This is a genomic window from Gaoshiqia hydrogeniformans, assembly GCF_049347105.1.
Classification (GTDB): Bacteria; Bacteroidota; Bacteroidia; order Bacteroidales; family Prolixibacteraceae; genus Gaoshiqia; species Gaoshiqia hydrogeniformans.
On sequence record NZ_CP186334.1, the window covers coordinates 2,571,326 to 2,596,491 of the forward strand.

General features: G+C 49.1%; 20 protein-coding genes. 5 read left to right on the forward strand and 15 right to left on the reverse strand.

Annotated elements, in window-relative coordinates:
* Nucleotides 1–11: 11 nt before the first annotated feature.
* The 4 genes from ACOIT5_RS10235 to nagB all read right to left on the reverse strand — a co-directional run bounded on the left by ACOIT5_RS10235 (nucleotide 12) and on the right by nagB (nucleotide 6,375).
* On the reverse strand, nucleotides 12–1,487 hold the full coding sequence (locus tag ACOIT5_RS10235; RefSeq protein ID WP_423130372.1) for a glycosyltransferase family 2 protein: 1,476 nt from the start codon (nucleotides 1,485–1,487) through the stop codon (nucleotides 12–14).
* 1 nt (nucleotide 1,488) lies between these two features.
* Complete coding sequence (locus ACOIT5_RS10240; protein ID WP_423130373.1) at nucleotides 1,489–2,991, reverse strand: glycoside hydrolase family 10 protein; 1,503 nt, start codon at nucleotides 2,989–2,991, stop codon at nucleotides 1,489–1,491.
* Nucleotides 2,992–3,110: 119 nt separating this feature from the next.
* Entirely contained in the window at nucleotides 3,111–4,217 is a 1,107-nt protein-coding gene (locus ACOIT5_RS10245) for an acyltransferase family protein (protein WP_423130374.1), read from the reverse strand.
* A gap of 172 nt (nucleotides 4,218–4,389) precedes the next feature.
* Nucleotides 4,390–6,375, reverse strand: a complete 1,986-nt coding sequence (gene nagB / locus ACOIT5_RS10250) for a glucosamine-6-phosphate deaminase (RefSeq protein WP_423130375.1) — start codon at nucleotides 6,373–6,375, stop codon at nucleotides 4,390–4,392.
* Between the two features lie 66 nt (nucleotides 6,376–6,441).
* On the opposite strand from nagB, the gene ACOIT5_RS10255 reads away from it, so the two are divergent.
* Nucleotides 6,442–6,669 (forward strand): hypothetical protein, encoded by a 228-nt coding sequence (locus ACOIT5_RS10255; protein WP_423130376.1) that lies wholly within the window; start codon nucleotides 6,442–6,444, stop codon nucleotides 6,667–6,669.
* A 254-nt stretch (nucleotides 6,670–6,923) separates the two neighbouring features.
* Here ACOIT5_RS10255 and ACOIT5_RS10260 read toward each other — a convergent pair whose 3' ends face one another.
* The 4 genes from ACOIT5_RS10260 to ACOIT5_RS10275 are packed head-to-tail and all read right to left on the reverse strand — an operon-like array spanning nucleotide 6,924 to nucleotide 13,180.
* Nucleotides 6,924–8,315 (reverse strand): TolC family protein, encoded by a 1,392-nt coding sequence (locus ACOIT5_RS10260; RefSeq protein WP_423130377.1) that lies wholly within the window; start codon nucleotides 8,313–8,315, stop codon nucleotides 6,924–6,926.
* A 26-nt stretch (nucleotides 8,316–8,341) separates the two neighbouring features.
* Nucleotides 8,342–11,491, reverse strand: a complete 3,150-nt coding sequence (locus ACOIT5_RS10265) for an efflux RND transporter permease subunit (RefSeq protein WP_423130378.1) — start codon at nucleotides 11,489–11,491, stop codon at nucleotides 8,342–8,344.
* Between the two features lie 14 nt (nucleotides 11,492–11,505).
* Entirely contained in the window at nucleotides 11,506–12,693 is a 1,188-nt protein-coding gene (locus tag ACOIT5_RS10270) for an efflux RND transporter periplasmic adaptor subunit (RefSeq protein WP_423130379.1), read from the reverse strand.
* Nucleotides 12,694–12,730: 37 nt separating this feature from the next.
* Entirely contained in the window at nucleotides 12,731–13,180 is a 450-nt protein-coding gene (locus ACOIT5_RS10275; protein WP_423130380.1) for a MarR family winged helix-turn-helix transcriptional regulator, read from the reverse strand.
* 395 nt (nucleotides 13,181–13,575) lie between these two features.
* Between ACOIT5_RS10275 and ribD the strand changes: the two genes are divergently transcribed.
* Nucleotides 13,576–14,601 (forward strand): bifunctional diaminohydroxyphosphoribosylaminopyrimidine deaminase/5-amino-6-(5-phosphoribosylamino)uracil reductase RibD, encoded by a 1,026-nt coding sequence (gene ribD, locus ACOIT5_RS10280; protein WP_423130381.1) that lies wholly within the window; start codon nucleotides 13,576–13,578, stop codon nucleotides 14,599–14,601.
* Between the two features lie 41 nt (nucleotides 14,602–14,642).
* On the opposite strand, the gene ACOIT5_RS10285 is transcribed toward ribD, so the two are convergent.
* Entirely contained in the window at nucleotides 14,643–15,047 is a 405-nt protein-coding gene (locus ACOIT5_RS10285; RefSeq protein ID WP_423130382.1) for a DUF6146 family protein, read from the reverse strand.
* A 125-nt stretch (nucleotides 15,048–15,172) separates the two neighbouring features.
* On the opposite strand from ACOIT5_RS10285, the gene cls reads away from it, so the two are divergent.
* From cls to ACOIT5_RS10300, 3 genes are all read left to right on the forward strand, one after another.
* A complete protein-coding gene (gene cls, locus ACOIT5_RS10290; RefSeq protein WP_423130383.1) occupies nucleotides 15,173–16,606 on the forward strand; it encodes a cardiolipin synthase in 1,434 nt (477 codons plus the stop codon).
* 297 nt (nucleotides 16,607–16,903) lie between these two features.
* Nucleotides 16,904–18,379, forward strand: coding sequence for a RimK family protein (locus ACOIT5_RS10295; protein ID WP_423130384.1), 1,476 nt, complete (start codon nucleotides 16,904–16,906; stop codon nucleotides 18,377–18,379).
* Nucleotides 18,376–18,849 carry a GNAT family N-acetyltransferase gene (locus tag ACOIT5_RS10300; protein ID WP_423130385.1) on the forward strand — a complete coding sequence of 158 codons (474 nt, stop codon included), beginning with the start codon at nucleotides 18,376–18,378 and terminating at the stop codon, nucleotides 18,847–18,849. Before ACOIT5_RS10295 ends, ACOIT5_RS10300 begins: the two co-directional genes overlap by 4 nt.
* A 569-nt stretch (nucleotides 18,850–19,418) precedes the next feature.
* Here the strand turns inward: ACOIT5_RS10300 and ACOIT5_RS10305 are convergent.
* The 6 genes from ACOIT5_RS10305 to sppA all read right to left on the reverse strand — a co-directional run bounded on the left by ACOIT5_RS10305 (nucleotide 19,419) and on the right by sppA (nucleotide 25,098).
* Nucleotides 19,419–19,868, reverse strand: coding sequence for a TraB/GumN family protein (locus tag ACOIT5_RS10305; protein WP_423130386.1), 450 nt, complete (start codon nucleotides 19,866–19,868; stop codon nucleotides 19,419–19,421).
* Between the two features lie 97 nt (nucleotides 19,869–19,965).
* A complete protein-coding gene (locus ACOIT5_RS10310; RefSeq protein WP_423130387.1) occupies nucleotides 19,966–20,385 on the reverse strand; it encodes a TraB/GumN family protein in 420 nt (139 codons plus the stop codon).
* Between the two features lie 31 nt (nucleotides 20,386–20,416).
* Nucleotides 20,417–21,373, reverse strand: a complete 957-nt coding sequence (locus ACOIT5_RS10315; protein ID WP_423130388.1) for a pyridoxal-phosphate dependent enzyme — start codon at nucleotides 21,371–21,373, stop codon at nucleotides 20,417–20,419.
* 6 nt (nucleotides 21,374–21,379) lie between these two features.
* Nucleotides 21,380–22,192 carry a purine-nucleoside phosphorylase gene (locus ACOIT5_RS10320; protein ID WP_423130389.1) on the reverse strand — a complete coding sequence of 271 codons (813 nt, stop codon included), beginning with the start codon at nucleotides 22,190–22,192 and terminating at the stop codon, nucleotides 21,380–21,382.
* Complete coding sequence (lpxK, locus tag ACOIT5_RS10325) at nucleotides 22,131–23,234, reverse strand: tetraacyldisaccharide 4'-kinase (protein ID WP_423130390.1); 1,104 nt, start codon at nucleotides 23,232–23,234, stop codon at nucleotides 22,131–22,133. Before lpxK ends, ACOIT5_RS10320 begins: the two co-directional genes overlap by 62 nt.
* A 94-nt stretch (nucleotides 23,235–23,328) precedes the next feature.
* The gene (gene sppA / locus ACOIT5_RS10330) at nucleotides 23,329–25,098 is read right to left on the reverse strand and encodes a signal peptide peptidase SppA (protein WP_423130391.1); all 1,770 of its coding nucleotides are present in this window, start codon (nucleotides 25,096–25,098) and stop codon (nucleotides 23,329–23,331) included.
* Between the last annotated feature and the right edge of the window lie 68 nt (nucleotides 25,099–25,166).

Consider the following 25,166-nt stretch of genomic DNA (forward strand, 5'->3'; position numbering starts at 1 on the left):
GCTCTTCCGGCTTAACGGTTAATTTCTTTCTTTGTTTTGCCGGCCTGCTGACGTATCCTTGCCTTCAGTTCAAAGGTACGCAGGCTGTCTTTATAGGCGTTATGCATATTTTGTTTTACAATGTCGAGCGAGGCGTCGGAATTATCGTCCCAGCGGCGGCAACGGTAAACGGCTTCGTAAATCCGGCCGATTTTCCAGCGGCGCGAAATAGCCAGCCCCACGCCATAATCTTCGCCATAGCTGGTATTCGGTATGCGGATATCGCGAAGGACAGGGGTGTAAAATGCCCTCGGCGCACCCAGCCCGTTGATACGCAAGGCATTGTTTGGTCCGTTGTCAGGCGTCCACTCTTTGTGGTCAATCAGGCCGGGCGGAATTTCTTCGAGGGCAAAATTGCACATCTGGTAAGATCCGATGACCATCGCGCATTTTTCCTCATAAAATTTATCAACCACCTTTTGCAGGGTATTTTCATCAAAATACAGGTCATCGCTGTCCAGTTGAACGACAAAACGTCCGCAGTTTTCATGAAAAACCGCTTCGTTCCAGCAGCCTCCGATTCCCAGGTCGGTCCGTTCGGGAACCAGGTGGATCAGCCGGTCATCATCATACACCTGCAGCGCTTCGGTGGTTCCGTCGGTCGAATGGTTATCCACCACAATCAGGTTAAACGGAAATGTTGTTTTCTGGCTCAGCGCCGAATCAACAGCATCGCGGATCGTTTTTATGCGGTTGCGTACCGGAATAACCACCGAAGCCTCTACCGGAAATTCTCCGGAAAAATCCGCTTCTTTAAAGCCGGGCGGAAGAAAAGCGCCGATCTTTTGAAGGTGAACGGTACAGGCCTGTTCCATTTCAATTTGCCTGTCGCGGGCGTTGGCGCTTACGTAATCGAATTGCTTTTCGCCTGATTTGCGGGTATCGGTTTCGGCCATGGTAAACAGGAACTCCGGGATGCGGACAATCTCTCCCATCCGGGAAGCCAGCAAGCGTAAGGCGTAATAACCGGCATCGTTCCAGCTGGCATAAACAGCTGTTTTGTATGTGCCGAGCACCTCTCTTCGGAAAAGCTGAACCGGCCCGAAATTAAAGTCATCACGCAGGCTTCCCTGCTGGTAGTCAATCACCGGATGATTGCTGCGAATTCCCTCTTTCAGTTCGTAATAGTCGCTGTATACCATGCTTGCCCCGCTGTCGTCGGCCAGGCTGACCATTCGTTCCAGCGCAAACTGTCCGACTTCCAGCCGGGTGTTGCGAAGCGCCATCAATACAAAGTCGCTGCCGGCCCGGTCGGCCATTTGATTGATGCAGCCGGTTGAAAACGGATTGTCCGTAATCAGGGTTTCCGCCTGGTCAAACCTGACCGGTCCGGGACTAATGACACCGATGGTTCTGACCAGCTTGCTCTTCCGTAGCTGACTGATCGTTTGTTGTGTTTCTGTTTTCCCGCTATAAGCGATAAAACAATCAATTAAATGTTGCATCATATTACCATTTTACAGTCACCGGCTTTGTTTGCGGGCTTTCGTTATTCAGCCGGTCGAGCGCTGAAACCCGGAATTCAAAGCGTTCTTTGCGTCGGTCGTTCTTATCTAATTTCAGTTTGGTAGCGGAGGTAATGAGCAGGATAAAACGGGGATCATTCGGGTTAAACCGTTCACCTGCCCTGTTTTTATAAACAATAAAACGGGCAGCTTTGTCCATTTCGGCAGAAGCAGCATCGGGTTTCCACTTCAGCGTTGATCCGCTCTTTTTAAACTTGACCGGTTTGGCCGGCGGGCTGTTGTCGATCCAATTCATGGGCGGCACCAGGGCCGGGTACCGGTAAAGATGATTTTGCAAGGTATCCTGGAAACCCAGCAGGTCGCGCTTAAAATGTTTGGCGCTGTAAAAGGCGCTGCCTTCAATTCCGTCAATCCGGCGGGTCAACTCAATTTGCCGCGGCAACTGTCCGGCTTCTTTCCATTCGGGTGTTGTTGAACCGGGCTCCAGTTTGTAAACGGCATGACCGACGTAAAGCGCCCGGTTATAGCGATGTTCGTTCCACCAGTTACACAATAAATTAAAATCGACTGCCGGATGACCGATTTGCCAGTATAATTGCGGAAGGACGTAATCAATCCAGCACTCCTTTTGCCAGGTTAAAATGTCGGCGTACAGGTGGTCGTAATTGGTGACACCCGCTTTTGTCGCCGATCCCCGTGAGTCGTCGGCCTGGTTACGCCAGACACCGAACGGGCTGATGCCAAACTTCACCCAAGGTTTAGTGGCTTTGATGGTTGTTGCCAGCAGAAGAATCGTGCGGTTTACATTATCGCGCCGCCAGTCGTCAAGTTGGCCCGGCCCGAACTGCCGCGGATACTGTTCAAAATAAGGAATATCAGGAAAAGGTTCGCCGGCAACCGGGTAAGGGTAAAAATAATCGTCAAAATGAATAGCATCCACGTCGTATCGTCTGACCAGATCCTGAACGACATTGGCAATAAATTCGCGCGTTTCCGACAGGGCCGGGTTAAAATACAGCTTCCCTCCGTATTTAATAATCCATTCGGGGTGTTTAAAAGCAATGTGGTTGCCGGCCAGCGGTTCGTCGGCATTTTGCGCTACCCGGAAGGGGTTCATCCATGCGTGAAATTCCATATTCCTGTTGTGGCACTCCTGAATCCAGAATTTTAACGGGTCGTAACCGGGATTTTTCCCGGGAGTGCCGGTCAGATAGCGCGACCAGGGTTCCAGCGATGACGGGTAAAACGCATCGGCAGCAGGCCTGACCTGAAAAATAATGGCATTCATCCCGTTTTGCTGCATCAGGTCGAGCAGTTCAATGGCCTCTGCCTGTTGTTGATTGGGCGTTAAACCGGGCTTCGACGGCCAATCGATGTTATTTACCGTAGCTACCCATGCTGCTCTGAATTCGAACTTGGGCGAATGGGTCTGCGCTGAAACCGAAACACTTAGTGCAAGCAGGAACAGGAGATGTAATTTTTGCATTGGTTAAAACTGTTTAAAAGTTGAAGCCACTAATTTAAATCAAATTTCAGGTATGGAACATGACGATGCCATTTGTTTTATCTGCTTGTTGCTGATTGGCCAATCACATAACCACATCGCTATATTTTTATAAAAATCTTTTTCCGGTACAAAATGAACCCGACTATCCAAAATAAAACGGCCAGGTGCAAGGCAAACAGCAGCGATCCGTTGAGCTCGCCGGCCCAAGGGACAAGTAAATCCTGGTAAATAAATGCTTTTAATGATTTGGTCCCGCTCAACGATGCAACCTGAACCAGGGATAACATTCGCGCCCACATCCCGGCAAGGACAAAAATGAACAGCGGGTTCATACCATAAACGAGAAAAGGCTGCGCCCATTTCTGCTGTCCTTTGATGTCGGTCACCCAGATTAAAAGTGCGAGGAAGATACCGGCCAGACCGGAGGTATAGAGTACATACGACCCGGACCAGATGGGCTTGTTGATCGGGAAAAACGGGTTCCAGATCAGGGCCAGGATAACGGCTGCCGCTCCAAATCCAATCAGCTTGTAAACGGCGGCCTGTTTATTTGTTTCGCGGTCAATCAAACGGCCGGCAAAATAGCCGAACAACACATTCACCACTGCCGGCAGGGTGCTGAGCAGGCCTTCCGGGTCAAAGGGAATGCCGTATCCGCGGTATAAATGCCCTTCACCCAAAACAAACAAATCGAAGCGCAGGGAGGCATTTCCTTCCAGCGAAAACGGCTGCTCACCTCCAAACAGCCACAGAATACTCCAATAAGCCGTTAAGAGCAGGGCCGAAATGATATAGGTCCACCGGATCGGGCTTAACAACACGATAAAAGAAGCGATGCCGTAGCCAAGGGCGATCCGCTGAAGGACGCCCATCAGGCGAAAGCTGCTGAAATGAAAATCGATAAACGGAAAACCGTTCAGGAACAAACCGAGTGCAAAAATCAGAACGGTTCGCCGGATGATCTTTAACGAGAGCTCTTTGGTTAGCTGATGATCAAATTTTTTAAACGAGTACCACATGGCGGTTCCCACGATAAACAGGAAGAACGGAAAAACGAGGTCGGTGGGTGTGCAACCGTTCCAGGCGGCATGTCGTAAGGGCGCATAAACATGGCTCCAGCTTCCCGGATTATTTACAATGATCATCAGGACAATGGTCAGCCCCCGGAGCACATCCAGCGACATCAGGCGTTTTGAAAAGGTCATTTTTTAGTTATTGGTTATTGGTCATTTCATTAGTCATTGGCGGCTTGCGGCTTGCAGCCTGCTCTTTGCGGAACTTTGCGCTTCCCGGCGTTCTCTAAGAAGTGCCAAGTAAAACTGCGACTTGCCACCATTCTCCCGTCTCCCGTCTCCTTACTCACTCCTTGAAGCCTGGCTACGGATAATACCGGACAAAGGCTTCCATCGCTTCGTATTCGGCCATGCCCAGTTTGTTGTATAAACCGGCGGTGGCATGGTTCCGGTCTTCAGCGCGTTGCCAGAATTCGCGGGCATCATTCCCCATAAACATGGCGCCTTCTTTCTGCGACTGGTGCCTGAAAATAGCTTCCCGTTTTTTATACAATTCTTCCGGACTGATGGGTACGGCCATCTCAATCTGGTCAATATCCCATTCGTGCCAGGCGCCGCGGTAAAGCCATAACCAACAGTCTTTCATCCATGCCTCTTCCTTTAGTTCTTCCAGCGCCACCAAAATAGCATCCAGACAAACACGGTGTGTCCCGTGCGGGTCAGACAGGTCGCCGGCCGCAAAAATCTGATGAGGCTGAATTTCAAGAAGAAAATCCTTGATGATCCGGATATCTTCCTCTGCCAGCGGTTTCTTCCTGATTTCGCCGGTTTCGTAAAAAGGCAGGTCGAGAAAATGTACGTTCGATGTATTTACCCCGGCAAAACGACAGGCTGCTTTGGCCTCCATCCGGCGGATTAAGCCTTTCAATATACGTACATCCGGAATGTCTTTTTCTCCTTCTTTTTTTGTTGAGAGAAATGAGGTAGTTTTTTCGTATTGTTCTTTTTGATGTTCGTTCCCCGGGTCGTAATAGTTTGTGTACGAATTGTGAAACGAAATAAACCGGTTGGCATATTCGTCGGAAACGGCAATATTCCCGGAAACCTGGTAAGCCACATGAACTTCGTGTCCCTGCTCCACCAAACGGATGAGCGTACCGCCCATCGAAATCACATCGTCGTCGGGGTGGGGACTGAATACGACCACCCGCTTTTTTGCAGGCGATTTTCGCTCAGGCCGGTTGCTGTCGTCGGCATGCGGCTTTCCGCCAGGCCAGCCGGTAATCGTATGCTGCAAGTCGTTAAAAACCTTAATATTGAGGGCGTAGGCCGATCCTTTATCCGAGATCAGGTCGCTCAGGCCGTTATTAATATAGTCGTTGTTTGTCAGCTTTAAAATTGATTTTCCGGTTTGCTGACACAGCCAAACAATCGCTTTTCTCACCAGCTGATCGGAACTCCAGTCGCAGGTGTCGACCAGCCAGGGCGTTTTAACGCGGGTAAGCTGCATGGCAGCGGCAATGTCGATGTAAATTTTCGCGTTGCCATGTTGCTGCAGGTAACTGGCCGGGACTTGCTCGGTAATTGGTCCCTCGATGGTTTTCTGCAAAATGTTGGCTTTGGCTTCGCCGAAACCGAGTAAAATCACCTTCCGGGCATTCATAATATTATCTATTCCCATGGTAATGGCCCGTTGCGGGACCTTGGTGATCCCGCCAAAATCGCGGGCTGCATCCTGTTTGGTTGTCGTATCCAGAACAATCATCCGGGTTTTTGAACTTAACTGCGAACCGGGTTCATTAAAACCGATATGACCGGTACGACCAATTCCCAAAAGCTGAACATCAATTCCACCTGCATCTTTAATCGCCTTGTCGTAGTCGCGGCACAACTGGTAAACTTCGCCGAAGGGACGATCTCCCTGCGGAATATGAATGTTTTCAGGTAAAATGTCGATGTGCCTGAAAAGATGATTGTACATATATTGATGATAAGAATGCACGGAGACCTGCCCCATCGGGTAATATTCATCCAGGTTAAAGGTAACGACATGTTTGAAGCTCAACCCTTCTTCCCGGTGCATACGGACCAGTTCGGCATAAACCCCGATGGGCGACGAACCGGTTGGAAGTCCGAGTACGCAATTCTGGCCCAGATGTTCCTTTTCCCTGATCACGGCGGCCATTTCTCCGGCAACCAGGATCGACGCTTCTTCCGATTCGTAATAAATGAAGGTCGGGATCTTTTCGTACTTGGTTAGAATATCCTGGTGCGACATGTTTTTAGGTTTATAATAGGTCGTACCGAAAAATAAAGGATTGCTTGAATGTAACTTTTTATGTAAGTCCATATTTAATAATGTTTTAATGATCTAGCCGTCTGTAAAACTAATATTATTTAAACAAAAACGCAAAAGATGTCATACATATTACCTGGCGAAACTAATTCATTCTCCAATTTCAAGCGGTTCGGTATGTTCTGCGGAGTAAACCAATCTTTACACCTAAACGAAACCAACACCCCTGAAGTTTTGAAAAAAGCGGGAAATTTCCCAATTGATTCAAATAGCGGTGTGCCGATAGCAGACTTCTGCCATTGGAACAATTTTCCGGAACAGTCGCAGTTTGAATCCCGGATTAAATAAAAGTACAATGTACTTTATTAATTATTCAAATCAGATAGGAGTATATTGATTTTTTGATATCTTTGCCTCGAAATCGAATATATTTGTTCGTTAACATCCCGTTAACGGGCAGATATTTAATCAAGTGGCAAACCGGGAAGTAATTTCCGGCAAGCTCATGGTTTAATAGGTTTAGTTGGTTTAGGTTAGTTCCCCGGGAAACCGGGGCGGGAAAGGCAGTCAGAGGACTGCCTTTTTTTATTTTCTGTTTTGTTCTATCTCCATCCGCCGCCGAGCGCCCGGTAAAGAGATACCGTAGCGTTGAGTTGTTGCAGTTTATCATTCACCTGTCCCAGCTGGGCCGTCAGTAAGTTTTGCTGCGCATTCAGCACCTCGGTGTAAGTTGCCGAGCCGTAGTTCAGCAGTTCCCGGGTGTATTCCACCGACTTTTCGAGCGCGATAAGCTGTTGCTCCCGCAAACTTGCTTTTTGGCTGGCCGACTGATAAGTCCCCAGGGCGTTGTTCACCTCCTGACCGGCGTTAAGCAAAGCCTGACGCAAACTCAACAAAGCCTGTTCCTGTTGCGCTTTGGCCACCTTTAAACGCGTCACATTCGCGCGCTTGTTGAAAACCGGAGCTGCCAATCCGCCAATCACCTGGGCGGCAAACGCAGCCGGGTCGAGCAGTTCATCAAGCCGGGTTGCGGCAAAGCCGGTTGATGCGTTGATGGTCAGGCCGGGATAAAAGTATGCACGTGCGCTGTTTGTCATTTCAAAGGCGCTGATCACGGCGTATTCGGCCTGCATCACGTCAGGGCGATTATCGAGTAACTGTGCCGGAACCCCGGTTTGCAGCAGGGTGCCATATTTTTGTTCGGTAAGCTTTCCGCGTTGCAGCTCAACGGGTGTACGTCCCAGCAACAGGCATAAGGCGTTGGTGGTTTCACGCAATTGCTGTTCCAGATCGGGAATAGTCACTTCGGCAGCATAACGGGCTGCTTCGCTTTGCACGATGGCGGCGCCGGTCACTCTTCCGCTTTCCTTCAATACCTTCATGGTTTCCACCAAATCGATGTTGTTTCTCACGGTCTGCCTCGTAATCAGCAACTTGGCATCCAGCGCCAGCAGGTTATAATAGCTTGTTGCGATGCTTGAAATCAAACGGGTTTGCACCGCTTTTCGCCCCGCATCGGTAGCCAGCAAGTTGGCATAAGCTGCCCGTTTCGAACTGCGGAGCTTTCCCCAGATGTCAACTTCCCAACTGGCTTCCAACCCCAGTTGGTAGCTGTTTACCTCGCGTGGTCCGTCGGGATAAACCGATTCGGGATTACGGGTATAAACGCCGGTGCCCACTGCATTGATTCCCGGCAACAGCATGGCCTTGCTTTGTGCCAGGTAAGCTTCAGACTCCGCCACCCGTTGAATGGCAACCTGAAGATCCAGGTTATTCTCCAGTCCCGTTCCGATATAACTCACTAACTGCGGGTCGGTAAAAAGTTCCTGCCAGGGTCGGTCGGCCAGGTTTGCCGAACCGGCTTCAACTGTTCCGTACAATCCGTTGGTGTCAATGGTTTCCCGTTGAAAGTGGCGCGGCGTGCTGCACGACCACAACAGGACCGTCAATCCAAAAGCGGGAAGTATCTGTTTGAAAGAATTTGTTTTCATCATTATTTCTGATTTTTTTTCAGGAATCGCTATTCCATGGTATTCATGTCTGAAATTTCTTCAACAACCGGCTTTTTCACCCTTTCCTGCAGTGTTTGAAAAATCACATACATGGACGGAATAACCAGGATGCCGATCAGGGTCCCAACAAGCATGCCGCCAACGGCGCCTACCCCGATCGACCGGTTTCCGTTTGCTCCAACTCCACCGCCAATCACCAGCGGAATCAGGCCAAAAATAAAGGCGAATGAAGTCATCAGAATCGGGCGTAAACGGGCTGTAGCGCCTTCAATGGCCGATTGCAGGATGCTCATGCCGGCATGACGGCGCTGCAGGGCAAATTCAACAATCAGAATCGCATTTTTGGCCAGCAGGCCGAGCAGCATAATCAGTGAAATTTGCAGGTAAATATTATTTTCAACCCCCATCAGCCGGGCAAAAATAAATGAACCGGCCACCCCAATGGGCATGGAGGTGAGAATAGACAGCGGCAGAATGTAGCTCTCGTATTGTGCTGCCAGCAGGAAGTACACGAAAATGATACTCAAGGCAAAAATGAGCGCCGATTGGCTGCCCGAAGCCATTTCTTCGCGCGTCAGTCCCGAATATTCGTATGCATATCCCTGAGGGAGTGTTTGCGCAGCCACTTCTTCAATGGCGTTGATGGCATCGCCGGTACTGTACCCAAAATTGGGCGAACCGTTCACCGAAATAGAGGTGTACATATTGAAACGGGTAATATTTTCCGGACCATAAACCCGTTTTAGGTCAATAAACTGGGTGATGGGCGCCATTTGTCCTTCAGCCGTGCGAACGTACATGTTGTTCAGGTCTTCGGGATTACCCCGGTAGCCGGCTTCCGACTGCACCATGATGCGGTATTGTTTTCCGAAGCGGTTAAAGTCGGACGCATAATAACCGCCGATGTACCCCTGCAGGGCCGACAGCACCGAGTTGACCGTGATGCCCGATTGTTTGCAGCGGGCCACATTCACATCGACCTGGTATTGCGGGAAATTGGTATTGAAGGCAGTCATGGCATACTGAATTTCGGGACGCTGGTTGAGGGCTCCCAAAAACTGACCGGATATCTGCTCGAACTTCTTGATGTCGCCGCCGGTTTTGTCTTCCAGTTTCAGTTCAAAACCGCCGGAGATACTAAATCCCGGAACCATTGGCGGGGTAAAAAAGATAATCCGGGCATCTTTGATCTGCGCGGTAGCCCCGTACAGTTTTTTGATGACGCTGTTCAGGTCCTGCCCGTCCCCTTTTCGTTCGTTGAACGGTTTCAGGTTACAGATGAGCATCCCGTATGAACTGCCTTGTCCGCTGATCAGCGAGTTTCCAACAATCATCGAACGACCATCGATTTCGGGGGTATTCGCCAGAATCTGGTCCACTTCCGAGACAACCTGACGGGTCCGTTCTGCCGAAGTGGCCGGAGGCAGGCTGATGTCGACAAACATCCGCCCGGTATCTTCGGAAGGCACAAAACCCGTTGGCGTGGTTTTCATCAGTAAAAACAGGCCCGCGGTAAAAACAACAATCAAGGCAACAGCCACCCATCTTCGTACCATAAAAAAGTTGACCGTCTTCCGGTATTTCCCGGTCATGGCATCAAAAGCCGCGTTAAATGAGGCATAAAACCGCTGCATCAGGCCTTTGTTGTGCAACGAACTCTCGCTGTGAGGTTTCAAAAAGATGGCACAAAGCGCGGGACTTAGCGTCAGCGCATTTACTGCCGACAACAGGATAGCCACGGCCAGCGTAATCCCAAACTGCTTGTAAAATACGCCGGTTGTTCCGGTGATAAACGTGACCGGGATAAACACGGCCGACATCACCAGGGTGATGGAAACAATTGCCGTCGAAATTTCGCTCATGGCAGAGATGGCCGCTTCTTTTGCATTCCTCGCCCCCTGATCGAGCTTGGCATGTACGGCTTCCACCACCACAATGGCATCGTCCACCACAATCCCGATGGCCAGCACCAGGGCAAACAGGGTGAGCAGGTTGATGGTAAAACCAAAAACATTCAGGAAAAAGAAAGTGCCAACAATCGCAACGGGCACCGAAATGGCGGGAATGAGCGTGGCGCGGAAGTTCGGCAAAAAAACAAACACCACAACAAACACCAGAAGGAATGCTTCGAGCAAGGTGTGAAGCACTTTGGAGATCGAGCTGTCGAGAAATTCATTGGCATCCACCAGGATGTGGTACTTCACGCCTTCGGGGAAAGTTTCGGCTACTTCTTTCAACACTTTTTTCGCTTCAATAATCACCTCGCGGGCGTTCGATCCGGGCGACTGGAAAACGGCCATCGTGATGCCCGGTTTGTTCATGGTTGCCGTGCTGACCGAGTAATTGAGTGCGCCGAGTTCGATCCGGGCCACATCGCTCAATCGCAACAGGTTGCCGTTTCTATCGGCCTTGATGATAATATTTTCGAACTCTTCGGGCTCGCTAAGCTTCCCTTTGTATTTGATCACATATTCAAACGACTGTTCGTTTAACTCGCCGAAGCGGCCCGGTGCAGCTTCCAGGTTCTGCTCGTTCAGGGCGGCAATCACATCCGAAGGCATCAGACTATAAGCGGCCATCACGTCGGGTTTGAGCCAAACACGCATCGAATAGTCTTTGGCGCCAAACACCATCGCTTCGCCCACGCCGTTCACCCGTTGAATCTGCGGCAGCAGGTTGATCTTGCTGTAGTTCTGGAGAAAAACTTCGTCGTACTCGCCGGTAGGGCTGTACAGAGAGAAGACCATCAACATGCTGTTTTGCCGTTTGGCGGTAATCACCCCGGCTCGGGTCACTTCGGCGGGCAGGATGCTGTTTGCCCGGGCCACGCGGTTTTGCACGTTCACGGCCGCCATATCGGCATCAACTCCCTGCTTGAAATAGACCTCGATGGTAGCCGCCCCGTTGTTATTGGCAGTCGATGTCATGTAGGTCATGTCTTCCACCCCGTTGATCTGTTCTTCAAGGGGAATGATCACGCTTTTCATCACCGTTTCGGCATTAGCCCCGGTATAACTGGCAGATACCCGGATCGTGGGCGGTGCAATGTCGGGGTATTGTTCAATGGGCAGACTTACCAGACCCAACACTCCGAGAATAACAATAATAATGGAAATGACCGATGATAAAACCGGCCGTTCTATAAATTTTCTGAACATGATTTTCTTCGGATTTAGTTTCTACGCTGATTTCCTGCTGCCTGGTTTCCGGCGAAACGGTCGGCCTCCACCAGTTTTGGCTGAATCGGCATGTCGTTGCGCAAGCTGGCAATACCTTCCACGACCACCTGGTCGCCTTCGTTTAAACCGGAAGTCACTACATACACTTCTTTCAGGTTCCCTGAAAGCACTTCAACGGGCGTGCTGCGCACCTTGTTTTCAGCGCCCACCACGTACACAAAGTGTTTGTTCTGCAATTCGAAGGTGGCATTCTGCGGGACGATCAGGGCTGCTGCCAGGGGCTGCGGAATACGGACCGATCCACTGCTGCCGCTCCGGAGCAGGCCTTCGCTGTTGGGGAAGGTAGCCCGCACATTCACCGAGCCGGTTTGCTGATCGACCAGCCCGCTGGCCGTTTCAATGGTTCCGCCCTCGCGGTAAAGCGAATTGTCGGCCAGCGCCAACTGAACGCCGGGCAGGGTAGCCAGTTTTTGCTGAAGGTTGGCCCCTTCCAGCCTGTTGGTCAGGGCCAGAAACTCTTTTTCGTTCATGGCAAAATAAGCATACATCTCGTTGGTGTTCGACACGGTGGTCAGCGGTTGCGCGATGGTACTGCTGACCAGGCTACCCATACGGTACGGGAAATTTCCGATGATGCCGTCGGTCGGACTGGTAATTACCGTGTATTGCAGGTTGGCCCTGGCATTCTCGAGGTTGGCTTTGGCCTGCGCCAACTGGGCTTCTCGGGCTTTGAGGGTCGATTCAGCCGATTCGAGGTCGAACTTGCTGATGATGTCCTTTTCGACCAGCGGTTTGGTTTTTTCGAGGTTAATTGTTGACGCCACAACTTCGGCTTCGGCCACCTTTACCTGGGCTTCGGCCGAGCGTACACTGGCTTGAATGTCGTTGGCGTTGAGTCGGAAAAGCACCTGCCCTTTCCGCACAAAGGCGCCCTCGTCAACCAGGATCGCGTCGATATATCCGGCCACCTTCGGGCGGATTTCAACGGTTTGTTTCCCTTGCAGCGTAGCCGGGTAATCTTTATATAAGGTGATGTCCTGCGGTTTTAATGTAACAACCTGGTATTCCCTCACCTGGGGAACCGTTCCCTGCTGCCCGCCTTCCTGTTTTCCGGAGCACGATACCGCGCCTGCGAACAGTAAAATCAAACTCAGTCTTTTTAATGATGTCATTGTTTTCATGCTGTTTTCTTATTGTATGGTAATTTAGTTGTTAAAGTCAACAATTGCATAGTTCCTGTTCCAAGCCACTGTTTTCCTGTATTTTTTGGAGTACCTGCTCAAAAATGTGAATCTCCTCCTGACTGATTCCGCTGAGTAGTTCTTCCGAAAGCGTTCTTCCAATTTGAAGAGCTTGCTGTAAAGTTTCTGAGCCTTTTTGCGTGAGTATCAGGTTTTTCTTGCGCTTATCTTTCTTGTCGGGCAATCGTACGACGTATCGTTTTTCGAGCAGTACATTGATCTGGCGCAGGATAATCGACTTGTCTTTTTGCAGGTGATTGGCCAAATCCTGTTGGGTCACATCTTCGCGGGCATTTAGCTGCAGCAGGATCAAAAATTGATCCAGGCCCAGTTCCAGCTCGTTTTCCTTGAGCTTACCAGTCATTTTATTCCGGTAAACCCGCATGGTTTTCCCTAGTAAATACCCTAATGGTTTTTGCGACGACATAAATATATTTTCTTGAGCTTGCAAATGTACAGGGATATCGTTGATAAAGTCAACTAAAAAAGGTTAAGAAAACATTAATTACAGGAGTCCGTTTGATATTCGGGTGTGCCGGTTTTCGAACCGACGGTTCACAATCGGCTTAGCGGATTATGAAAGAATTTAAAAGTTTATTGAACCAACTTCAACAACAACAGGCCTTATCATTGTCGTTCGTTTAAACTTTAAAAATTACCCGGCAGGTATCAAAATAGACAAAACAGATGTTGACCAGGAAAGAATTGCCACCATCCTGAGATCTGCGAATTATACTACCGGATTTATGCGTAGTTTTGGAGAGATTATTTTGAAGGTTTTTCGAACTAAGGTTTCACTGTGTGAAGATTGCTGAAAAATATATGAACCGATGCATCCAGCTTGCCCGGCTGGGCATGGGCGAAGTGGCGCCCAACCCGATGGTGGGAGCGGTGATTGTGCATAACGATAAGATCATCGGCGAAGGTTTTCACCGGCAGTACGGCGGACCCCATGCCGAAGTGAATGCCGTGAACGCGGTAAAAGACCAATCGTTGCTAAGCGAGTCGACCATTTACGTTAGCCTGGAGCCTTGTGCCCACTTTGGTAAAACGCCCCCTTGTTCCGATCTCATTATTTCGCACCGGATTCCGCATGTGGTGGTGGGTTCAGTTGATCCCTTCGCCGAAGTGGCCGGGAAAGGGATTGAAAAAATGAGGAAGGCCGGGATCCGTGTTGATCTGGGCGTTCTGGGCGAAGAATGCCTTGAACTGAACCGGCGCTTTTTTACCTTTCATCAACAGAAACGACCCTACGTGATCCTGAAATGGGCCCAAACCCTCGACGGATTTCTCGATCGGGACCGCATCCTGGCGGGGTGCGGAAAGCCCAACTGGATCAGCAACGAGCTTTCGCGCCGCCTGGTACACCGTCAGCGGACCGAAGAAGCGGCCATCCTGATTGGTACCAACACTGCACTGAAAGATAATCCCTCGCTGACCGTTCGCGATTGGGACGGCAAACAACCGGTACGTATGGCGCTCGACCGGAGCAACCGGCTGCCCGATCATTTGCAGATCAAAGACGGCCGGGTTCCCACAGTCATTTTTACAGAAAAAGAAGTTTCTCCGGATACAAATACAGCCTATGTGCAGCTTGATTTTGCCGGGCAAATTGTTCCGCAAATATTGCAGTTCCTGTACAACCGCCAGCTGCAATCGGTTGTTGTTGAGGGAGGCCGGCAATTGCTCCAAAGCTTCATCGATCACGACCTGTGGGACGAAGCCCATGTGTACATCGGGAACAACTGGTTTGGAGCGGGAGTGGAAGCGCCCCGGCTGGTTGCCCTTCCCTCAGTAAGCGAAATGCTGGACGATACCCGGCTTGAGGTATTCTACCGGAAGAGTTAAATCCGTATTCACACAGCCTCTTGTTCGTCGCGAAAAATCGGTCAGTAAATTCTCGGTCCGTCGGGGATGATCGGGATCTTCAGGGCATGTTCCACGTACATAAAATAATAAAAGAGTTTGTGGTTGATTTCCGGCCCGTAATCCGTGTTCGAATCGTAGTTGATATAACCATCGATTAACTGCCGGTGCCTGAATCCCGTTTCATGATAGTTCCAGGCCTGAACATAGCGCCTGTTCCAGTATTCGTAATAAGATTGGCTGCGGAATTGCGAAGGTTTATGGTTTTTCAGGAACCAGCTTTCAAAGCCTGGATCAAAAACAATCAGTTCGTAGCTGACACTGTCCTCCCCGCTATCGGTTTCAGCGGTTTCAATACGTATGGACTGCCGGGTGGCGCAACCCAGAAGTACCGCAAATGAAATAAGCAAAATCAAATAAGGTTTCATGGCATCTTTTTTTATTTTTTACGAAATGCAATTTAGTTTGTTAATCAACAATAAATTCTCCAATTTTAGACACATGATTTCATTTTACGACTATGTTTAGCCTACATACTGAAATTTGGGAAAATTTGCCTGTTGTACTTAACCTGGTATATTTATTAACTGTTATTTTTATTGCCATCCTGATCGTCCTCGAGAACCGCAGCCCGCTGAAAACCATCAGTTGGATCCTGGTGCTCGTGTTGTTGCCTTTCGCCGGCATCATTTTTTACCTGTTTTTCGGGCAGGAGTACCGTAAAAAGAAAATGTTTTCGCGCAAAGGGCTGAAAGACCTGGAAAACCTCAGGAAGATGACACAAAGCCAGCTCGATCAGTTGCCAAAAAACTACGAGATTTTCAGTGAAGCCATATTCGGCAAAAAACACCTGATCAACCTGATGCTGTCAAATTCGAATGCCTTGTTGACCGATGATAACGAGGTGACCGTGTTGAAGAACGGCGAACAAACGTTCCCGGCCTTGTTTCAGGCGATCGAAGAAGCCCATCATCATATTCATATCGAATTTTATATTGTTGAAGACGACATGATCGGCAACCAGTTTCGCGAGTTGCTGATCCGGAAAGCCCGGGAAGGGGTGGAAGTCCGTTTTATTTTCGATGATGTGGGAAGTTGGGAGCTGCCTAAAAAATACATCCGTTCACTGGAAGAAGCCGGTGTAAAGATTGATTGTTTTATGAAGGTGCGTTTCCCGATGCTGACCTCGCGGGCTAATTATCGGGATCACCGGAAGATTGTTGTGGTTGATGGGACAACAGCTTTCGTCGGTGGCTTAAATATCGCCGACCGCTATTTACACGGAACCCGGAAACTGGGTCATTGGCGCGATACGCACCTGATGTTGAAAGGCGGCGCCGCAACCGGCTTGCAGATCATTTTTATGGCCGACTGGTTTTTTGTGTCCAAAGAAATTTTACAAGGCGAACACTATTTTCACCCGATTAAACCCGGCAAGGGCAAAATGGTGCAAATTGTGCATAGCGGACCCGATTCTGACTGGGAAACCATTAGCCAGGCTTACTTTTCGGCCATCGCCTCAGCCCGCGAACGGGTATACATGGCCACGCCCTACCTCATTCCAACTCCCGAAATTGCCAATGCCATGAAGGTGGCGGCCCTCGGGGGAATCGATATCCGTGTGCTGCTTCCTCAAAAATCGGATGCCATTACTCCCAAATGGAGTACCCACTCGTATATCGCTGAATTGCTTGAAGCAGGGGTGAAAATTTATTTCTACCAGCCCGGCTTTATGCACAGCAAACTAATTATTGTCGACGGTGTCTTCTCGTCGGTAGGAACAGCTAACTTCGACTTCAGAAGCCTGGAAACCAACTTCGAGGTGAACGCGATGATTTACGACGAATTGACCGCAGGAGTCCTTGAAAAGCAATTTCTGAACGACCTGAAACAAAGCCGCGAAATTCTTCTGCCGGATTGGAAAAAAAGACACTGGTCGGACAAGGCAAAAGAATCTTTTTCGCGTTTGTTAAGTCCCTTGCTGTAGCTCGGTCACATGAGGTGCTTAGCCTAAACGGATTGTTTTGTATTGAAAAACTGCACGTTAAGCCAGATGGTTAGGGCCCGAAAATTATCTTCGGCCCGGCTTAAAAAAATGAATCAAAAAGAATAATCTTTCAATAAAATGCTTACAATTGTACGGCCGGAAAACAGAGCATAACGATCAGGTAAAGATCTGGCAATAGGCTTTCTGCCGGAACGTTTAACCGGATAAAAAGAATACAAATGGCCACTGATCGCAGTAAAATAAGATATAACAAGCAATTTTTGATTTGAGACAGAGATGCAATCAACCTTAATATTGGTGGATTCGTTCGTGCAGTGGAAACCCTACTACGAAACAGAAACGCTGACAACAGCAGCAGATTACCTGCAAAATGAACACCTGAGCAAACAACCTTTACTGGTCATTAACCTGTGCAGTACGCTGGATTATCATTCGGAAGGTTATTACTGTTCTTTGCTGGCACAGGCGCGCGGGCATAAAGTGCTTCCCACCGTCGATGTCATTAACCGCATCGAAAGCGGCGCCCTGACCCGGATGGAGAATTACCTTCAAAAAATATGTTACAAGTGGTTGCAAAGCAGACAACCGAATGACATTGATTATTATGAAGTCGATATTTATTTTGGGATGACCAATGAGCCGGAACTAAATAAAATTGCCCGTTATATTTTTGAACAATTGCCCTGTCCCTTGTTGCGGGTAACCTTTGCCAACCGTCCCAAAAACCAGATCGATTCGGTACGGGTATTAAGCCTGAACGAGTTGAACGATGCCCAGCAGGACCTGTTTGCTCAAACGTTGGATAATTTCAGTAAAAAAATATGGCGACAGCCCCGGTTGCACAAGGCCTCGCGCTTCGATCTGGCCATTTTGTACGATCCGGCGGAGCAACTTCCTCCAAGCAATAAAGCGGCCCTGAACAAGTTTATCAGTCAGGCAAAAAAAATGAACATCAATGCCGAGCTGATCACCGAAGAAGATACCACGCGCCTGCTCGAATTCGACGGGCTGTTTATCCGGCAAACTACTTCGCTCAACCACATCACCTACCGTCTGGCCCAAAAAGCCTGGCAAGCCGACATGGTCGTGATCGACGATCCTTTGTCAATCATCCGTTGTACCAACAAGGTGTATTTAAAGGAACTGATGGAACGGGAAGGCATCCCGACGCCAAAATCAAAGCTCATCTTTATAAACAACATGAACTCGTTTGACGAGCTGAGCGCCTACCTGGGGACTCCCATTATCCTGAAAGTGCCGGATGGTTCATTTTCGATTGGTATGCACAAGGTGAACAACGAGGAAGAATATAAAAAAGCGCTGGAGATGCTGTCCGAAAGAACCTCCGTTTTCCTGGCGCAGGAGTTTGTCCCTACCAGCTTCGACTGGCGTATCGGCATCATCAACGGAGAGCCTTTGTATGCCTGCAAGTATTTTATGGCGCGGGGCCATTGGCAAATCTATAACCACCAGGATCCAAACAAACCAAAATCGGGAACCTACGAGTCGGTACCTTTAAGCAAGGTGCCCAAACACGTGGTCCGTAACGCGGTGAAAGCAGCGTCGCTGATCGGGAAAGGATTGTATGGTGTTGATTTGAAGGAAATTGACGGCCGATCGATTGTGATTGAGGTAAACGATAATCCGTCGATCGACCAGGGGGTGGAAGATGACATCCTGGGAGACGAGCTGTACCGCCGGATCTTGCGCGAGTTTGTCAGCCGCATGGAGCAGAAAGGAAGAAAAGCATGAACAAGGCGGTGAACTTTCGCCGGGCGACAGCGTCGGACCTGGGCAAACTCAGGGAGCTGGAAGAAATTTGTTTTCAGGAAGAAAGCTTTTCGGCCCGACAGCTTCGTTACCTGGTCACGCGGGCCAAAGCCGATGTTCTGCTCTCCGAAGAGGCCGGGGAAATCAGTTCGTTTATTATTTTACTGAAACGAAAAATCAGCCCGGCCATGCGGATTTATTCGCTGGCTGTTTCACCCCGTTTCCGGGGCAAAGGCCTTGGCCGGAAACTGATTGACGAAGCCGAAAAACGCGCCCGAAGCGCAGGTTTTAGCTTCCTTAGGCTGGAAGTCAGCGAGATGAACGATGCAGCCGTTCAGCTTTATCTGCAAACCGGCTTTGACGTAGTTGGCGAACGACCGGCTTACTACAAAAACGGCAGCAAAGCGTTGTTAATGAGAAAAGCGGTATCCATTGGCGTTAAAAGTACCTGAGCGCCTAAGTAAAAGGAGACTTTCTCAGGGCCCTGTCATTTGGTCATTAGTCATTAGTTATTGCGGCATGGAGCATGGAGCTTGGGGCTTGCTACTTGCTCTTGCAGGAAAACCGCAACTGAATACTGGTACTGAACACTGGTACTTTCTCCGGTTTCCGATAATTGCTCCTTGCTCTAAGTCCGTGCTCTACGCCCATGCCGTATTTCCGCCTTCGTGTATAATATTTTTCGGGAAGCCTTGCTGTGTTCGGCGCATGAAACCCAGGTGCTGTTTGCTGCACCGGTGGCTGCGCCTTACTGTTGCCTGCCGGTCCGATTCCCGGGTTTCTCAGGTAGTTGCCGGCTTACCCGGGGTTACCCGTATTTCACCCCGCCGGGGTGGGAGGACAATCGGTGAACAGTGAACAGTAATCAGTACAGCTTGCAGCTTGGACCTAAAAAGTACATGAGCAGAACCACGACTAAAAACTGGCTTCTGCTCTCTGCCCCATGCTCCCTGCCGTATTTCAAATGTTTTCCTGTTTGTCTTAACCGAAAGGTTATGCTACATCATCGCTCACAAGCTGATTACCTGATTGGTTGAACGATAAAGCCTTTCTTTCGTAAGAGATTGATAACCCCCTTTTTGCCAGGTAAATGAGCTACGCCAATCATAATAAAGGTCGGTTGTTGTTCTATTATTGATACCATCTTGTCCATCCAGAAGATATTCCTTTCAATTGACATCGCGGCATGAACCTGCTTAGCTTTTTTGTCTTTCAAAAGGATAGGATGCGTGCTCCATTTTTCAATCTCCGTCAAATTTTGGTCATAATATGTTTCTTGCCCCAACCTGCTAATGGCCAATATATTATGCCCCTGATAATCTCTCAGATAGCGTATCATTTCTTTCGCTTTTGCTTGCAAATCGTCAGAAGAAAACAGAATACTCCAATCCCGCAATCCTAACCGGTCCATTTTTTCCTCCGAATCTAACTCAATAATCGGATAAGACCTGAACCTGGCAATTTTCATCACTCTGGAATCGATGTTTCTACTGAAATGGACTACGCTCAAAAAAGGATTTTCTTTTTCCCATTCCCGGGATTCTTTTTTAAGAATGCTGAACTGTAGATTAATTAAAAAGAAAATTCGGGTTTAAATTCATTTCCTCCGAATTCAGGGTAGAATATATGAATAATATCGAATCCAGGACTGCTAATTCAGATTCATCCAACAAATCCGGATAAGAGATATCGGTTGGCAAGAATTTATTGAGTGGTTTGATCGAATCCAGTCTTTTCGGACGTGTCGGATCGGACTCAACAGCCAGTTGTTTGACCGAATCAAGGGCTTCGAAAAAACCGGGGATATGGCCTAAAAAGTCCCCGCTCATTCCGTGATTTGTTCCGAACAGATATGAGGGTTCTTTTAGTCCGTTTCCACTGATTCGCCACAGTAATCCCCCGTCTGTGCCAATGTTGCTGCTGCATGAGCAAAACAGAAAAGCAATCAATACCTTTCCGAATACCAGTTTCCAAGGGGGCCAATTCATAGTCGGTTATTTAAGTTAGATTGATCCATGTTCAAAGCAGCTCGTGGAACGGCAGCTTTTCCAAATCGACATTGCCGCCGCTGAGGATAATGCCAACTTTCTTGCCGCGCACATCCACTTTATTTTCGAGAATGGCGGCCAGCGGTACGGCCGACGAGGGTTCGATAATAATTTTCATCCGTTCCCAAACCAGCCGCATGGCCCGCACGATGCCCCGTTCTGAAACGGTTACAATTTCATCGGTTTTGCGCTGAATGATGCGGAAGTTAATTTCGCCGACCGAAGTGAGCAGTCCGTCGGCGATGGTTTTCGGGTTGACCGAGGGGATCAGTTTCTTGGCATGAAACGAGCGGTAAGCGTCGTCGGCGCCTTCGGGTTCGGCGGCAATCACCAGTCCCCTGGGGTTCATGGCCCGTCCGCAGATCGATGTTCCGCTAAGCAGTCCGCCTCCGCCAATCGGGCAAAGGATCAGATCAAACAGGCCGGTATCTTCAATCAGTTCTTTGGCGGCAGTTCCTTGTCCGCAAATCACCTGAATGTTGTTGTAAGGATGAATCTCGATGGCCCCGGTACGGGCAGCCACCCCGGCCAGGGCGCTTTCGCGGGCCTCCAGGGTCGGTTGGCAAAAAGTGATTTGTCCCCCGTAACCTTCCACGGCTTTCTTCTTGATGGCGGGAGCTGTTACCGGCATGACAATATACGCCGGGATACCGCGCATGCGGGCAGCCAGCGCCAACGCCGCTGCATGGTTTCCCGACGAATGGGTGCAGACGCCTCGCATGGCTTCCTGATCGTTCAGTGAAAATACGGCATTGCAGGCGCCCCGAAACTTGAACGCACCTACCTTTTGCAGGTTCTCGCACTTGAAATACAGGTCGCCGCCCGTAATTTCGTTGACGGATACCGAAGTCAGCACCGGAGTCCGGTGAATAAACGGCTTAATCAGCTCGTGCGCTTTTTCAATATCGGCAAATTCGGGTAATCTCATGGCGGCTTAAATTTCGGCGATCAGATTTTTCAGGATCAGGGTCATCGATGGCTCCGACTTCATCGCCACTTCCTGCACTTCTTCGTGCGAAATTTCGACAATTTCGCCGGGAACGCCGCTGTCGGTAACAATCGAAATACCAAAAACTTTCATATTCATGTGGCGTGCCACGATCACTTCGGGAACGGTTGACATGCCTACCACATCGCCGCCTAAAATACGGAACATCTTATATTCAGCCGGGGTTTCGAACGTTGGCCCCTGCACGCCCACATAAACGCCTTCTTTGATATCGATTTTATTTTTCAAGGCAATAAACCGGGCTTTCTGGCGCAGTTCTTTGTTATAAGCCTGGCTCATGTCGGGGAAGCGGGGGCCCAGTTCATTTAGGTTTTTTCCATGAAGCGGATGTTCCGGGAACATGTTGATGTGGTCGCTGATGACCATCAGATCACCGATCTTAAAATCGGGGTTTAAGCCGCCGGTGGCATTCGATACAAATAAGTATTCGATTCCCAGTTTTTTCATCACCCGCACTGGCAAAACGACTTCCTGCATGGAATATCCTTCGTAATAATGAAAACGGCCTTGCATGGCCAATACCTTTTTACCCCCCAGTTCGCCAAAAATCAGGTGCCCGTTGTGTCCGTCGACCGTTGAGACCGGGAAGTTCGGGATTTCGGCGTAGGGAATCTCCGTTTCAATCCGGATTTCGTTCACCAGACCTCCCAAACCGGAGCCAAGGATAATTCCTACCTCAGGTTGTTGTTTGATTTTTTCGCTGATGTAACGCGCGGTTGCTTCGATTATCTTTAACATAGCCAACTATTTTTTTATTAAAACTTTTTCCTTCACTCGATAAAAACTGAACCTTCACCGGAATATAAAACAAACGCGGTTTGATGTCGTCCGGTATCTCGTGATGCAACTGCAGCCTCATGGCATCCTTTTCTGTGGTGAGGATAAACGGTTTCTGCTCAATATATTGACGATACCTTGTCGCGATCGTCTGCAAATCGGTTTCGGTAAACGAATGATGATCCTTATAGACCATTTCGTCGAGTAGTTTGGTTTTGGAGGCCAGGTAATTCCTGAACTGGCCGGGATTGGCAATACCAGCTAACATCAGCGAGGGCGCCCGGTTCTCCTGGATGTCAGGGATCGGGGCAGCCACATACGGGAAAACGGGAACAGGTTCGCCGTAGGTCATCGTGGTGAAATAGAGCGACTGGTAAGGTCTCAGGTTTACATTTTTCATAATGATGCGCCGGGTGATCGGGGTAATTTCGTCAGGACATTTGGTGTAAATGATCACATTTGCACGGCGGCGCTGATATTTCCGTTCCCTCAGCCTTCCATAAGGGAGTAAATGATCTTCTTCGAGGGGGCGGTTTGAGTCGATCAGGAGAATATTGATTCCCGGTGTTACGCTGCGGTGCTGAAAGGCATCGTCGAGGATGATCACATCCGGGGCCAGGTCCGGATCTTTCAGCAAGGTTTGAATGCCATGCACACGGCTTTCATCCACGGCTACGGTTACATCCGGAAATTTCCGTTTGATCTGCAGGGGTTCGTCGCCAACATTCCGGGCGTCGGCCTCGGCTTGTACCAGCAAAAAACCTTTTGTTTGCCGTTTATAGCCCCGGCTGAGTGTGGCTACCTTCACATGTTTCCTCAGTAATTCAACCAGGTACTCGGTATGCGGTGTTTTTCCCGTTCCCCCTACTGTGATATTTCCGACCGAGATGACCGGAACTTCGAACTCGGTTGATCCAACGAATTTGTAGTCATACAGGAAATTGCGGATGTACACTATAAGTCCGTAAATAAGCGAAAACGGGTATAAAAGAATTTTCAGCATAATCACTAAATGAAGTACGAAGGTATCAAAATTCGGCCATAAAAAAAGAAGTTGCCCGCGAAGACAACTTCTCTTTTCCTGAGCGGTGAACGGTTTAATCTATTTGAATATTGTAGGGCAGGCGGGTCAGGATTCCCTTGGCGCCGACCAAATCTTTCAACTGTTTGTACACGCTGTACTGATCGCCCAACTCGTTTTGAAGGATCCGCATCCGGGCGTTGCCGGTAAGTTCTTTTAACAGTTCTTCAAAGGGGTCTTTCATTTTAGGAAGCTGAACAACCCGGTAGTGATCCAGTCCACTCATACCGGCGGCTAATTTTACGGCATCCGAAATGCCGCCGTACAGGTCGACCAGGCCGTTTTCCTTTGCATTTTCGGCAGCCCAAACCCGGCCCTGCCCGATTTCGTCGACCTGTTCCTTGCTCAGGCTACGCCCGTCGGCCACCCGCCCGATGAAGGTATCGTAACCATCTTCAATATAATTTTGCATGAGCGCTTCTTCAAAGCTGGTCATCTTCCGGGTGAGGGATAAAATATCGGAATGTTCGTTGGTATTGACCACATCCTGGGTGATCCCGAGTTTGTTATTCAGCAGTTCGCCGGCATTCGGGATCAGCCCGAAAATGCCAATGGAACCGGTAATGGTTGTCCGGTCGGCCATGATGGTATCAGCAGCGGCGGCAATATAGTATCCACCCGATGCAGCCACATCACTCATCGAGGCGATGGTGGGTTTGGCTTCGGCGGCCAGTTTTACTTCACGCCAGATGACTTCCGAACCGTATGCCGACCCCCCGGGAGAATTAATACGCAGCACGATCGCTTTGATGGATGAATCGCGACGGGCTTCACGAATGGTACGTGAAATTTCTTCCGGGTCAATGCTCTCCATGCCGCTCCCCATGCCAATCTCTCCGCTGGCATAAATTACGGCAATTTTATCGCGGGCCAGTCCTTTGCCTTCCCGTTTTACCGGAGCTTTGGCATATTTATTCACGTCGATGGCACGTAAGTCGCTGCGTTCTTTAATGCTGGTCAGTTCCTTCAGTTCGTTAATCACTTCATCCTTGTACAACAAGGTATCTACCAAGCCTTTTTGCACCAGGAATTCTGCCCGCTGAAAGGTCGCCACCCCATCGGCCAGCTCATTCAACTCGGCCAGGCTCAGGTTGCGTGAAACCGAAATATCGAGCAAAAGCTGGTTCCAGATGCTGCCGGTATAAACTTCGGTTTGCAAGCGGCTTTCCGGGCTCATTTTTTCAAGCAAAAAAGGTTCAACTGCCGATTTAAATTTGCCGTGACGAATCACCTGCATTTCGACGCCGATTTTTTCGAGCGCTTTTTTGTAGAAATTCCGTTGAACGCTAAGCCCTTTAAATTCGACCATGCCTTTCGGGTTGAGCACCACCTTGTCGGCCACCGAAATCAGGTAATATGCTTTTTGCGTCAGGTTTTCGCCGTAGGCATAAATAAATTTTTCCGATTCTTTAAAGTCGATCAGGGCATTTCTGATTTCCTCAACCGTCGCGTACCCCGCGTCAATTGCCGAAGGGTTCAGGTAAATTCCGCGAATGCAGTCGTCTGTTTTGGCCTTCTCAATGCAAGCCAGTATGTCATCGAGGCCGGTTTGTTTGCTTGCCCCGAAGCCGAATAAATCCAGATCGTTTAAGGGATTTTTGTCTGAACGTTCAACAATTTTATTATCGAGGCGTAAAATAAGTAACGACTTATCTTTTACTTCAACCGGCTCGTCCGACATGGAAATAATAGCCGAAAACGCGCCAATTAATAAGATGATTCCTAAAAAGCCGGCAATCAATACGCCAATAACAGATGCCAGGGTATACTTTAAAAAGTCTTTCATAATTGTGAATTATTGTTTTGTGTTTTTAGCTTTGTACCGTCGAAAAATTAATAAGTACGAATCTACTT

Excerpts from the sequence above, each read along its gene's own strand:
- ACOIT5_RS10235 (WP_423130372.1), bottom strand. The coding sequence starts at position 1,487 with ATGATGCAACATTTAATTGATTGTTTTATCGCTTATAGCGGGAAAACA.
- ACOIT5_RS10240 (WP_423130373.1), bottom strand. The coding sequence starts at position 2,991 with ATGCAAAAATTACATCTCCTGTTCCTGCTTGCACTAAGTGTTTCGGTT.
- ACOIT5_RS10245 (WP_423130374.1), bottom strand. The coding sequence starts at position 4,217 with ATGACCTTTTCAAAACGCCTGATGTCGCTGGATGTGCTCCGGGGGCTG.
- nagB (WP_423130375.1), bottom strand. The coding sequence starts at position 6,375 with ATGGACTTACATAAAAAGTTACATTCAAGCAATCCTTTATTTTTCGGT.
- ACOIT5_RS10255 (WP_423130376.1), top strand. The coding sequence starts at position 6,442 with ATGTCATACATATTACCTGGCGAAACTAATTCATTCTCCAATTTCAAG.
- ACOIT5_RS10260 (WP_423130377.1), bottom strand. The coding sequence starts at position 8,315 with ATGATGAAAACAAATTCTTTCAAACAGATACTTCCCGCTTTTGGATTG.
- ACOIT5_RS10265 (WP_423130378.1), bottom strand. The coding sequence starts at position 11,491 with ATGTTCAGAAAATTTATAGAACGGCCGGTTTTATCATCGGTCATTTCC.
- ACOIT5_RS10270 (WP_423130379.1), bottom strand. The coding sequence starts at position 12,693 with ATGAAAACAATGACATCATTAAAAAGACTGAGTTTGATTTTACTGTTC.
- ACOIT5_RS10275 (WP_423130380.1), bottom strand. The coding sequence starts at position 13,180 with ATGTCGTCGCAAAAACCATTAGGGTATTTACTAGGGAAAACCATGCGG.
- ribD (WP_423130381.1), top strand. The coding sequence starts at position 13,576 with ATGAACCGATGCATCCAGCTTGCCCGGCTGGGCATGGGCGAAGTGGCG.
- ACOIT5_RS10285 (WP_423130382.1), bottom strand. The coding sequence starts at position 15,047 with ATGAAACCTTATTTGATTTTGCTTATTTCATTTGCGGTACTTCTGGGT.
- ACOIT5_RS10295 (WP_423130384.1), top strand. The coding sequence starts at position 16,904 with ATGCAATCAACCTTAATATTGGTGGATTCGTTCGTGCAGTGGAAACCC.
- ACOIT5_RS10300 (WP_423130385.1), top strand. The coding sequence starts at position 18,376 with ATGAACAAGGCGGTGAACTTTCGCCGGGCGACAGCGTCGGACCTGGGC.
- ACOIT5_RS10310 (WP_423130387.1), bottom strand. The coding sequence starts at position 20,385 with ATGAATTGGCCCCCTTGGAAACTGGTATTCGGAAAGGTATTGATTGCT.
- ACOIT5_RS10315 (WP_423130388.1), bottom strand. The coding sequence starts at position 21,373 with ATGAGATTACCCGAATTTGCCGATATTGAAAAAGCGCACGAGCTGATT.
- ACOIT5_RS10320 (WP_423130389.1), bottom strand. The coding sequence starts at position 22,192 with ATGTTAAAGATAATCGAAGCAACCGCGCGTTACATCAGCGAAAAAATC.
- lpxK (WP_423130390.1), bottom strand. The coding sequence starts at position 23,234 with ATGCTGAAAATTCTTTTATACCCGTTTTCGCTTATTTACGGACTTATA.
- sppA (WP_423130391.1), bottom strand. The coding sequence starts at position 25,098 with ATGAAAGACTTTTTAAAGTATACCCTGGCATCTGTTATTGGCGTATTG.